The organism is Lactobacillus jensenii DSM 20557 (genome assembly GCF_001436455.1).
In the GTDB taxonomy this organism is placed as follows: domain Bacteria; phylum Bacillota; class Bacilli; order Lactobacillales; family Lactobacillaceae; genus Lactobacillus; species Lactobacillus jensenii.
The window spans coordinates 1-11,932 of the sequence record NZ_AYYU01000003.1; the positions used below are offsets into that span (position 1 = coordinate 1).

The 11,932-nt window shown below is 32.0% G+C and carries 12 protein-coding genes; 7 read left to right on the forward strand and 5 right to left on the reverse strand.

Features of this window, described 5'->3' with window-relative positions; all coding sequences use genetic code 11:
- Positions 1–304: 304 nt before the first annotated feature.
- Positions 305–1,762 (reverse strand): cardiolipin synthase, encoded by a 1,458-nt coding sequence (gene cls, locus FC45_RS01275; RefSeq protein ID WP_057706316.1) that lies wholly within the window; start codon positions 1,760–1,762, stop codon positions 305–307.
- 78 nt (positions 1,763–1,840) lie between these two features.
- Positions 1,841–2,764 carry an alpha/beta hydrolase gene (locus FC45_RS01280; protein ID WP_006587741.1) on the reverse strand — a complete coding sequence of 308 codons (924 nt, stop codon included), beginning with the start codon at positions 2,762–2,764 and terminating at the stop codon, positions 1,841–1,843.
- A gap of 74 nt (positions 2,765–2,838) precedes the next feature.
- On the opposite strand from FC45_RS01280, the gene FC45_RS01285 reads away from it, so the two are divergent.
- Both FC45_RS01285 and FC45_RS01290 read left to right on the forward strand, forming a co-directional pair.
- Entirely contained in the window at positions 2,839–3,603 is a 765-nt protein-coding gene (locus FC45_RS01285; protein WP_006587742.1) for a ribonuclease H family protein, read from the forward strand.
- A 21-nt stretch (positions 3,604–3,624) separates the two neighbouring features.
- Positions 3,625–4,389, forward strand: a complete 765-nt coding sequence (locus FC45_RS01290) for a TerC family protein (RefSeq protein ID WP_006585553.1) — start codon at positions 3,625–3,627, stop codon at positions 4,387–4,389.
- Positions 4,390–4,443: 54 nt separating this feature from the next.
- Here the strand turns inward: FC45_RS01290 and FC45_RS01295 are convergent, their stop codons facing one another.
- Positions 4,444–5,403: a DUF1002 domain-containing protein gene (locus FC45_RS01295; protein WP_006585554.1), complete on the reverse strand. Its 960-nt coding sequence runs from the start codon at positions 5,401–5,403 to the stop codon at positions 4,444–4,446.
- A gap of 162 nt (positions 5,404–5,565) precedes the next feature.
- On the opposite strand from FC45_RS01295, the gene FC45_RS01300 reads away from it, so the two are divergent.
- The gene (locus FC45_RS01300; RefSeq protein WP_024272962.1) at positions 5,566–6,381 is read left to right on the forward strand and encodes a glycosyltransferase family 2 protein; all 816 of its coding nucleotides are present in this window, start codon (positions 5,566–5,568) and stop codon (positions 6,379–6,381) included.
- 18 nt (positions 6,382–6,399) lie between these two features.
- Complete coding sequence (locus FC45_RS01305) at positions 6,400–7,056, forward strand: alpha/beta fold hydrolase (RefSeq protein ID WP_006587743.1); 657 nt, start codon at positions 6,400–6,402, stop codon at positions 7,054–7,056.
- A gap of 25 nt (positions 7,057–7,081) precedes the next feature.
- Here the strand turns inward: FC45_RS01305 and FC45_RS01310 are convergent, their stop codons facing one another.
- Positions 7,082–7,456, reverse strand: coding sequence for a DUF1304 domain-containing protein (locus tag FC45_RS01310; protein ID WP_006585556.1), 375 nt, complete (start codon positions 7,454–7,456; stop codon positions 7,082–7,084).
- Between the two features lie 140 nt (positions 7,457–7,596).
- Here FC45_RS01310 and FC45_RS01315 point away from each other — a divergent pair, with 140 nt between their 5' ends.
- The 3 genes from FC45_RS01315 (at position 7,597) to FC45_RS01325 (ending at position 10,252) form a co-directional block, all read left to right on the forward strand.
- On the forward strand, positions 7,597–8,583 hold the full coding sequence (locus FC45_RS01315; protein ID WP_006588751.1) for a ribose-phosphate diphosphokinase: 987 nt from the start codon (positions 7,597–7,599) through the stop codon (positions 8,581–8,583).
- 138 nt (positions 8,584–8,721) lie between these two features.
- Positions 8,722–9,408, forward strand: a complete 687-nt coding sequence (locus tag FC45_RS01320; protein ID WP_006587744.1) for a TetR/AcrR family transcriptional regulator — start codon at positions 8,722–8,724, stop codon at positions 9,406–9,408.
- Positions 9,409–9,418: 10 nt separating this feature from the next.
- Positions 9,419–10,252, forward strand: a complete 834-nt coding sequence (locus FC45_RS01325) for a hypothetical protein (RefSeq protein WP_057706318.1) — start codon at positions 9,419–9,421, stop codon at positions 10,250–10,252.
- 77 nt (positions 10,253–10,329) lie between these two features.
- Here the strand turns inward: FC45_RS01325 and FC45_RS01330 are convergent, their stop codons facing one another.
- Positions 10,330–11,829 (reverse strand): CAP domain-containing protein, encoded by a 1,500-nt coding sequence (locus FC45_RS01330; RefSeq protein WP_006585561.1) that lies wholly within the window; start codon positions 11,827–11,829, stop codon positions 10,330–10,332.
- Between the last annotated feature and the right edge of the window lie 103 nt (positions 11,830–11,932).

Consider the following 11,932-nt stretch of genomic DNA (forward strand, 5'->3'; position numbering starts at 1 on the left):
TCAGTTTTTAGATAATATCTTTTAGTCTATAGTATATTGTTTTCGTGTTTCAAGGGAATTTAATATAAAAGCTTTTTATAAAGAAAGGAGGATATAATGTTTTTCTTTATGATGGTACCAATTAATTGGTTAAAAAAGTGGAGTAATTTACTTTGGCAGTCAGTGAAAAAATTAGTACTTTTAATGATTACTCATTTTAAGTGATAGAAAAGGCGTATAGTCTTACGACTATACGCTTTTTTTCTAATTGTTAGATAATCTCAAATAATAAAATAAAAAGGATTACTTATGTGGTATTCCCTAATTATAGTATTGGTGATAATAAGCGTGAAAAGCTTTGAAGTGAACGTAAATAGTGTGATTGATTTTGAATTTCTTCAATTGTTAGTAAATGGGCATTTTTCATGTCTTCTTCGAATATTTGAGCCAATTCATGATTAATATTACTATCATAAAATACAGCCATATCTTCAAAATTAAGACTATATGAACGATAATCTTGATTCATTGAGCCAACAACGGCATAGTCGAAATCTCCGACAATTGTCTTGGCATGTAAGAAACCATTATCATAAATATAAATTTTAATTCCCATTTTAGTTAATTGATTAGCATACCACTGGGTTGCTCGATAAATAAAAGGGTGATCAGGTTTAGACGGAATCATTATACGTAAATCAACACCACTATTAACAATAATTTGCCAAGTGGCAATCATGGCGTCATCTGGAATTAAGTAAGGAGTTTGTATCCAAAGCCTTTTTCTTGCTAGGAGCATTAACCTCATCATGCCGTTACGCATATATGGTATTTCGCTGTCAGGACCATCTGCAACAATTTGGGTTGCAACATTATGTTCAGTAATTTCATCTTCATTTAAGTCAGGAAAGAGCTTCTCTGAAAAAGTAATAACTTGGCTAATTTTAGTAATAGAAGCGTTCCAATCCATGACAAAGCGCTCTTGTAAAAGTAGGGCGGCTGATCCAACCATTCGAACATGGGTATCACGCCAATAACCAAATTTTTTCTTTTTTCCTAGATATTGATCTCCCACATTAAAACCACCAGTCCAAGCAATGCGACCATCAATAACGACGATTTTTCGGTGTAAATGGTAGTTAATACGGTATCTAAGAATCATATTGCGTGAGGTAATAAATGGTAATACTTCTCCACCAGCTTTACGTAATTTATCGAACCATTTACTGGTTGCTCCAAATGATCCCCAAGCGTCATAAATTAGACGAACTTTGATACCTTCCTTAGCTTTTTTTACTAATAAATTTAATATTTGATTACCAATGTTATCGTTATAAAAACTATAGTATTCAACATTAATTGTTTCTCGTGCTTTTTCAATATCTAGCATCAAATCTTGAAATTTTTCATGTCCGTCAGTGTAAAGTTTTACTTGATTATTTTTAGAAAGAGGAGCTTCTCGGTTTTGGTTAAAATATTCAATCGCTACCTGTGCTTTATGGGCAGTATCAGATTTCCCAGCCCTTTTTTGAAAACGGGGAATCATCTTTTGTACATTTCGCAGGCCAATGTGATTCTGCTTATTAATTGCAAAAAGATTTTCTTGTGATAATCCCCGACCAAAAAAGCCATATAAAATAAAGCCTAAAATTGGAAAAATTAGTAAAATAATTAACCATGCCCAGGCAGTAGCTACAGATCTTTTTCTTCTGAAAACTACATAAAAAGCTAAAATAGTATTGATACTAATGATAATGATATGTATATATTTGAGCAAAAACACTCAGATAATTCCTCCATTTGATTATTGCTAATAAATGATAAATTATAAAGTACACGGATCCATTTCTTTTTATTGTATCTATTTTAAACCTAAAAATCGATTAATAATATTATTAACAAATGGATCATCATGTAACCAGCTGTGCTCAGCGTTTGTCCCTCTGATTTCAACTTCTTGATAAAACTTTAACTGAGGTGCCAAAATATAGCGAATACTTTTGGCTGAAACAACTGAGATGAATTTATCAGTATTAGTTTCATCCAAAATGTTTCCATAAATATTTAAAACACTTGCATCTGGACAAATTCTTTTTTTACCTAAAATAAACTTTAAGTAAGTTAAATTCATGGCAATGGGGCGTCCTTTTTCACCAAGATAATTAACGTTAGGAATATCACCTAAATAAGTTACACCATCAAAAGGGCCAGCTATTAAGGCTGCTTTTTTTAAAGTCGGAAAATTTTTATGTTTAAAATAATGCATAGCTGTTGCAACTATAGCAGGTGCTCCAAGGGAGTGAGCTACTGCAAAATAGGTATCAAATTTAAATTGTTTTTTCAAAAAAGGTAGAATTCGACTTAAATAATAGCTGATAGCACTCATGCCAGCAATTCTATGGCGAAAGACTAATTGTACAATAGGATATTGATCTCCTGTCCAAGTACCTTCAAGAGTAAAATTGCCGACTGCATCACAAGTAACCTTTAAATAATGTGGATTATGCTTGGCTTTACCAGCCTCTTTTACTAATACTCTAGTTGTATAATCTCCACCACGAAAACCATGAATATATAGAATTGGAGTTTGTTGGCAAGTACTTGGTTCAATTTTATAATTGGAATATGAGGTGATTTTATTGGGATGCAGTCGTAATAAAAAGCGTGAAGGAGGAAAACTGGCTAATGTTCCCAAGCTGATCAATTCAAACATTGAAGGATCTTGAGAATGCTTAATTCGATTGTGTTCAGTTTCTTCAATATACTTTCGAGAATTAAAGAGCATATTGACCTCCTTCTTGTGTATTATATAGTAGTATTTTAACATTAATTGAGACTTATTTATGATTGGAGCAATAAATGAAGTTTTATGCAGTAAAAAAAGGTCGAAAAATTGGAGTTTTCCGGACTTGGGATGAGTGCAAAGAACAAGTTGATGGTTTTAGCGGAGCTGAATACAAATCATTCAGTAATCTTTTAGAAGCTAGTCAATATTTGAACTTATCCACTGATCAAAAAAGAGCCATTATGAAGCCCAGTGAAGATAATTTAAACGCCGCAATCGAAAAAGTTAAAGCACAAAGCAGGTTACTAGACGATGTGCCTAAGGTAAAAAGCAAGTCCGCTACTTCTAAAGCAGATTACAGTCAATACGAGGTAGTTATCTTTAGTGATGGTGGATGTAGAAATCATGGGAATATTAAAGGTAGCCATGTTCAAAAAAACGACAAGGCAGCATGGGCATATTTAATTGAATATGATGGAAAAAGAGTTAGCAAAGCTGGTGGAGAGTTTGGGGCAACCAATAACCAGATGGAATTAACTGGCTTTATTCAAGCTATGAAACGAAGCTTGGCTTTAAAACTTAATAATAAGAAGACAATCTTTGTTTTAGATTCTCGTTATGTGTTAAGACCAATAACTGAAAAATGGATTTGGTCTTGGCGAAATAATGGTTGGAAAAGAAGTAAGGGTGAGTTAAAAAACAAAGAATTGTGGCAAGAAATATCAAGGTTATTACCACAATTTAAAAATGCAGAGTTTGAATGGACTCATGGACATGAAGATAATTATGGAAATAACTTTGTTGATAAAGCACTAAATGTTTATATGGATAAAATGTAAAAATAGAAAAGAGTCATCTGAATGATAATTTTTAAAATGTATCAACCGTTTTTTGAAATAAATAATTGGACCCATGTTATTACTAGCGGTAAAGATTGGCTGATAATTTTAACATTAATTTTGATGGAATGTCTTTTATCTGTTGATAATGCTGTTGTCTTAGCAGCGCAAACCCAAGTATTGCCTACCAAACTTGAGAAAGAAAAATCACTTCTTTATGGCTTATGGGGAGCTTATCTTTTTCGTTTTATTATTATTGGTATAGGCACATATTTAATTCGTTTTTGGGAAATTAAATTAGTTGGTAGTGTGTACCTATTTTATTTATGCTTTAAGTTCTTCTATGAACAGCATCATCCTGAAAAAGTTAAAGCAAAGCACAAGCATCATTCTCAACATAAAAATAAAAAGCATGTCTTTTCTTTATTTTGGCGGACAGTTATCTCTATTGAGCTGATGGATATTGTGTTTTCGATTGATTCGGTTTTGGCGGCTTTAGCAATTGCTGAAAATCCAGTGATTGTCTTAATCGGTGGGATGATTGGGATTTTGTGCATGCGGGGAGTAGCCGAAATTATTATTAGATTGATGGAACATATTCCTGAACTTGAACCTATGGCTTATATTTTAATTGGAATTATTGCCTTAAAATTATTACTTAATTTGCCACCACTAGAGTTTGAAATACCAAATAGTATCTTTGCACTTATTGTTTTTGGTATTTTAGGGATAACAGTTTTATTCCACTTTTGGCGGATAAAAAAGCATGGACCTAAACATTTCTAAGTATATGAAAAAAGTTTTGACTATAGTCAAAACTTTTTTATTTATAGAATCGATTTATTTTAGAACGATTACTCCACCGAATAATCCTTTAAAGAAATTAATTACAGCATCAATTATTTTTTGAATCCAGTTTTTAGTATCTTGAGAATTTAATTTGTTGAAAATACTTTTGGCACCTTCTTGGATTTGGCTAGATAATTTTTGAGCTTGTTCTTTAAAACTGTTTGAATTTAAAGCTCCAGATTTTTTGATGGTAATTAATAAGTTAATAATTTGTTGCTTTTGTGAGTTAGTAATGACATTAGTTAAATTATTCTTTTCAAGTTGATTATTAACAATAGTAGTAATTTGATTATTAGTGATATTTGAACCATATTTTGCCATATCGGCTTTTGCTCCAGCAACAGCATTATTTAATTGCGCATCACTGTAGCCGTCTTTATTTTTGTTATCTTGAGTAATTGAGCTTAAAGTATTTAATTCACTTTGAGCAGCATTTACTTGGCTTTGATTAAGAGTATTACCGGATTGAGCATAAGCAGCATAAATACCAGCTAAAGCACCAGATCCATCAATTGGTGTGGCACTAGTGATATAAATATTTGCATCAGTAATTCCTGCAGTTAAAGCAGCGTTTTTGTATTGGTTAGCTGTAATAGTAGTAATATTGTTTGAACCGTTATAATCCAAAATTTTCACATTAATACCACTACCACTACTTGTTTTTTGAATCATGGCACTAGACCAGACCCCAGATGAAGTGGTAAAAGTTTCACCTGATGGATTAAGATATTTAACTAAATCACTTCCAGTAACCGTAATAGTTTTGTAAGAAGCACCGTTTAATGATTGAGTTAAGGTATTGATAGTACCTTGCTTTTGACTACTAGTTAAGGATGAACCTAAAGTTACAACAGGTGTAGTGTCATCGTCAGCTTTAGCAGTATTTTTATTAGTGAAGCTAACTCCAGTTGCAATTATCATTGCAGCTAAAAATGCCATAAATTTTTTCATGATAACATTTCACTCCTTTATGGTTATATTATACCTGTTTTGATAAATGAGAAGCTAACTTCGCAAAGAAAGCTTAATAGTTTTACAACTTCCTTTAAGCTTTTACTTGAAATAGGAATTAAACTAATTCGATGATATAATCTTAAGAAAAGGAGGAGCCGAATTTTGCAACAACCAAAGTTAACCGTGATTATGCCGGTCTATAATTTAGCAGAATACTTACCACGGGCTTTAGATGCATTACTTCATCAAGATGAATCTAATTTTAAACTCTTGATTATTGATGATGGTTCTACTGACGAGACTAACGAAATTTTGCAAGAATATCGGCCAAAATTTCCATATTTTACTGTAATTAAAACTAAAAATGGTGGACCTTCTTCAGCAAGAAATATTGGCTTAAATCAAGTGGATACCCCATATTTTACTTTTCATGACGGGGATGATTTTGTTGATCCGGGATATGTTTCTTTTTTCTTGAGAGCTTTTAAATTACACCCAGATTGTGATTTAGTTTCCTGTGGTTATTATATAGATCGTCCTAAGGGAAGAAGTCATGTTGTTGGTAAACCGGAAAGTGGTGTGCTGACTAAAGGAAATGCTTTTATGAAACTTACTGATATTTTTGATTCTCCAATGAAAGGGTATTGCTGGAATAAAGGATATCGAACAAAGCTAGTTAGAAAGCATAATTTACTTTTTGACACAGATGTAGCATTTATGGAGGATCAGATTTTTAACGTTAAATATATTTCAATAGCAAGAAAAGTTTATTATACGCAAAAGCCTTATTATCATTATTGGCAACGATCTGATTCAATTGTTCATAAGCCTAATTTAAAGAAAACATCTGATTTATTTATAGGAAATTATTTAATTTGGAGTAAAATTATAAAAAGTATTATGCAAGAGCACGAGAAAGAAAAGGCTAAGAAAAAAGCTAATAAAATTTTGCTCAAGAATTCAAATGTTGACTAAGGATATTTAGGAATAAGAATGAAAGTTACTGTAAATAATATTGAATTATATTATCAAAAATTAGGTAAAGGGGAACCTTTAATCTTACTTCATGGACACCACTTAGATGGTGGAATGTTTGATAAAATTTTGGCACCATTATCTTTATACTATACTGTTTATGTTTTAGATATGAGAGGACATGGCTTAAGTGAAGGGGATGCAGCAGAGCATTATCAAGAAGAAGTTAGTGATTTAGCAGCCTTTATTCGCAAACTTGATTTAAAGCAGCCATATATTTATGGCTATGATGCCGGTGGTGTTGTAACTTTAATGCTAGCCAGTCAATATCCCAATATGCTTAAAAAGGCAATTGTAGCTGGAGTTTTTGTACATGGTGGAGGGATTAAACCTTATCACTATGCCGTTGAAGGAGTAAAAAGATTCATTAAGCGGGATCCAGATAGCCAAGTTGAATTAACAGAAACATTAATTGAACCAGAAAAATTAAGAAAAATTATTACGCCAACTTTGTGTGTTGTCGGAGAAAAAGATTGGGTTAAAGTTGAACATGTAAGATGGTATTCTCAAATTATGCAAAATGCACGATTGGTAATTATGCCTAGACAAACCCATAATAGTTATACAGTTCATAGTTTTAAAATGCTGGATTTAATTAAAGAATTTTGTAAATAAAAAAGAGCGATATTATCGCTCTTTTTTACATATATAGTCCTAAGCAGCTAATAATTAAAGCAACTAATCCGGGAAGCATTTGAACAAAGTAAATTTTTTTATTAACGGTTAAGCCACCAAAAAAACCTACAACACAGACGAAGCTTGAAAATAATAAGTTAGCATAGACAGTATTAATTCCAGTAAAAATCCATTGACCTAAAATGATAATTACAGCTAACATAGCGTTGTAAATTCCTTGATTTGCCATAGAAATTCTAGCATCAGCTTGTTTTAAAAATTCTTCATCAACGCCGAAAGCTTTGGCTTGCTTTTGGGGAGTGGCAGTCATTTCTAAAAAGGCGATAAATAAGTGTTCAATTGCAATTATCAATAATAAAACAATACTAAATGTTCTCATAAAATCCTCCTAAATAATATACTTGGATATTATAGCAAAAAATATTGTGAAAAATTAAATATTTTAAATCCCTTTGTTTATCCAAAGTCTTTTTTTGTCTATAATAGAATTGTATATAGATTTTTCTAAAGGGGCATACAATGAATAAAGAAGAACTCCATCAAATGTTACACCCAATGAAGTTAATCGGCTTAGGTGGTAATAAGGCTTTAAATGAAAAGATTGCTAATATCTTGCATATGCCTTTGCTTGAAACAAGTGTCCACCATTTTAGTGACGGTGAAATTGCAGTAAACATTGCTGAAACCGTACGTGGTTGTGATGTATTTGTTATTCAATCAATTCAAGATCCAGTTAACGAAAACTTTATGGAATTGGAAATAGTCTGTGATGCATTACATCGTGCATCAGCCCACCGGATTAATTGTGTGGTACCATATTTGGCTTATTCTCGTTCTGATACTAAGAGTCGTTCTCGTGAACCAATTACAGCTAAGTTAGTTGCTAACTTACTTCAATTAACTGGAATTGATCGTTTAATTACTTTAGATTTACATGCTTCACAAATTCAAGGATTTTACAATATTCCAGTAGATCATTTACACGCTTTGCCATTACTTGCACAATACTTCTTAGACAATGGAATTGCTACTAGTGATGATGAGGATGTAGTGATTGTTTCTCCTGATCATTCAGGCACTAAGTTAGCTCGTAACTTTGCAACTAACTTTAATGCACCAATTGCGATTGTTGATCAACGTGGTGCTCATTATGATGATTCAGTTCATGATATGATTGGTGATGTAAAAGGTAAAAAGTGTATCATTGTTGATGATTTAATTGATACTGGTTCACGAGTTGCTTCATCTACTCATTCTGTTTTAGCAGCTGGTGCAACTAAGGTTTATGTTGCAGCTAGCCATGCATTATTATCACACGATGCAGTTGATGTTTTGAATAAGTTACCAATTGAACAAATCGTGGTTACTGATACTATTAAACATGAAAAGTATCCAGATAGAATTGTTAGAGTATCGGTTGATCAATTACTTGCACGAGGAATTGATTATGTATACAATGATCGTTCAATTCACCAAATTTTTGATGAACAAAATAGACTTAAGTAACTGATTAGTTATTAATTAAGAAATTGAAAAACTGACTCTTTTTAAGGGTCAGTTTTTGTTTATTACTATACAAAGCTAGAAGTAATTGATATAATTCTTTATAATTGTATAGACAAATTGATAGAGAGGTTGACTGTTGTGGCAAGACATAAGAATATGAAGCGGAGAAGAATTATCTTAGATAATACTTTTAAATTGATTCGCGAATATGGAATAGATAATGTATCGCTTCAAATGATTGCAGAAAAATCTGAGATTTCCAAGTCTTTATTGCAATCCTACTATCCACATAAACAAAAGTTAACTACTGATATTATGCACAACTTATTTAATACTTTATGGGATGAAGTTTATACAAATGTCGTAGATCAAAAGCAAAATTTATTCACACAGGTCAAAGCTTTTTGCTACATCATTGGCTCCTTGGGAATTCGTGATAATGGATTAGATCAAGTAATTAGACAAGCATTTAGTGATAATACGACTCTTGATACCTGGAGCCAGATGCTTAATTCATGGATTACTGAAAGAAATTTAATTTCAGAATTTACTCCAGACCAAATTGATAATATTCGTTCAGGTATTTCGTTTATTGCAGCTGGAGGTGGACGTCTTTATCTTAAACGTAAGAGTCATAGCCTTAACCCTGAAGAGATAGCTGATTTTATGACTTCGACTTTAATGGGCGTTTTTATGAATTATGATGCTTCAGAAATTAAGAAGGTGCTTGATGAAGGGCATCAAGTAATTCGGAATGCAGATATCGGTAGCATTCATTTTGCTATTGACCACATGTTTGACGAAGGTAAAGAAATTTACAGTTAGGGAGAATAATATGGCAGAAACGACGCGTTCAGAGCTTAGACGTCTTGATGCTGAACAAAATAGAACTTATAAAAGATCCTTTGTTGCAACGATTTTTGTAGTTGTAAGTTTAATATTATTTAGTTTTACATTAATGAACCCATCATTTATGAAGGGAATTACACGGACAAGTAATGGCCAAGCTGTAATTGATGCACAGATTAATGCAAAATTTGATCGTTTAGCAGTGCTAGTTAATGGTAAAAAGAATAGTAGCTCTAATTTATTGACCTCAAATCAAACTCAAGTATTATCTGATGAATTAATAGATTATACTTTAGGAATCCATTGGTTTAAAACTGATAATGCGAGTTTAGCAAATGAAATTTATTCTACGTTGAATAAAGAAATTGATTCTAATTCAGATACAGAAGCCCAGAGTGTTATGAAAGCCCTAAAAAAACAAGGAGATAGCTCAGTATATACAATTATTTCAGCTTTTGATTTGGCAGATGTTACTCAACAAGCTAATTTAGTAACTATGTTTTTAATCATTAACACTGTTTTGGTAATTGTTTTAATCTTATCATTGATTTCTACATTGATGGAAATGAGAGAAAAGCTACGTTTGAAGGCTATAATTCATGAAGTAACAGGAGCAGGGATGTGGACAGGAGCTTTAATGATTACGATTTATGTCATTTTAGCGATGATACCATTAATTTTTAATGTTGAAAGTATAACTCTCCTTGATTTTGGATATTGGTTAGAGTTAGCAAGTTCTGTATTTTGGGAATATGTTATGTTTGGAGCAATTATTTTTGTAATTAATACTATTCCTTGGCAGATAACATCTACAAAATAAATGGATTGATTTATAGTTTATGAAAAAAACACCTAGTTTAAACTAGGTGTTTTTTTAAAGTATTTAAAATGCCTATTCTATGCTGGATTTTTACTTGGAATTTTTTGAACCCATTGATTTGGTCCCAGGTAATACCAAGTAATTCCACCAATTATTATACTTTGACCATATGCATAACTAGTTTGTGGCTTGAGATAAGCATATGTTTTTGTTTGTAAGTTAGCATATGGACTAGTGTAAATTTGTTTATCAAGCATATTGTCATCTGAATCTAAAATTCCAGCACTAATTAATGGATTTGAAACTCGATAAAAATCTCTAAACCATTGATTTTTGCCAAGATTATAGAAGTTTTTATCATCTTGATAAGATCTTCCAAAAATAGTAGTGTTTGTAATTCTATTTTTCATAAGAGAATCACTAATTTCTTCTGCCTTTAATAATAAAGCTGATTTAATTTTTACGTCTTTTTCAGCAGGAGTGGAAGATTTGCTATTAGCAATTTCTTCAACTTGCTTTTGTACATTAGCTGAAGATTTCTTTGTGGAAGTATTTAAACTTGGTTGGTTAGCAGCAACTTGGTTAAATAACTTGAAGCTATATGAGTAAATTCCATTAATATTTACTTGATATTGGTGACCAGAAACTAAACTTATATTTCCAGGCTTATAAGTAATGATAGTTGAAAAGTTTCCATAGAAACCTGAACTATAATTATGCACGTTTGTAGCAGTTGTTTTTTGGCCGGTATCTAAGTCAGTGATGGTTATTGTTGGAGTTGATTTAATTTGATCATTAGCTAAATAAAATGACCAGTAAATATTGCCACCACTCAATAATTCAATTGGGAAAACCCCTTCACTTGGATAAGTAATAGTTGATTTGGTAGCTGTTTTCATGACATCTGTTAAATTGAGAACTCTTTGAACAGAATAACGATAGCCATTTGCTCCATAAGCAGCACCTATTCCCGTTGTATAAAGCCAAGGTGAGAGAATCCAGGCTCTGTGGCCAGTATCTCCTCCTGTTAAATTGTTTCTGTCAGTTAAGAAGTCTGTAATTACATCTCCAGCTGATTGATTTAAAATGTTGAAATTAAGATTTGAATTTTTAGTTAAATCAACTGCTGTTTCCCAGTCACTTTCACTAATGTAACTAGGTTTAGATTCATTTGGTAAGCCGTGTTGACTTTGAAATGGATTAGCTCCAATGGCTGCCATAACTGCAGCAGCCACTTGCGCATTCTGATTTTCAGTTTTACTTGCAGTAACACTTGGCAATCCAAAAAGAGCACGATAGTAGTTAATCCAGGCTAATTGCGAATCAATGTAGTTTTGAGAAATTTGTCCTGCAGAAAATGGCTCTGTTAAGTTAGGAGTAATTGTATAAATATTATTTTTACTATATGCTGTTTGATCCAAACTTGAATAACGGTTTTGGAAGGAACGAATAGTATTAAGTTCAGAGCTAGTAAAAGTTGCTGCACTAGCAACTGGTGCAGTGATAATTGTAGTAAATATTGGAGCTAGCAACATGATACTTGCAGAAATGGTTGCAAGTTTTCGTTTGAAATTCATGGATGAAGCCCTCCTTTTCTATAAGAATATGATATCACATTTCTTTTTGTAACGGTTTTGTAATATTTATGTAACAATTTAAACATATTTGCTAAAAAAATTC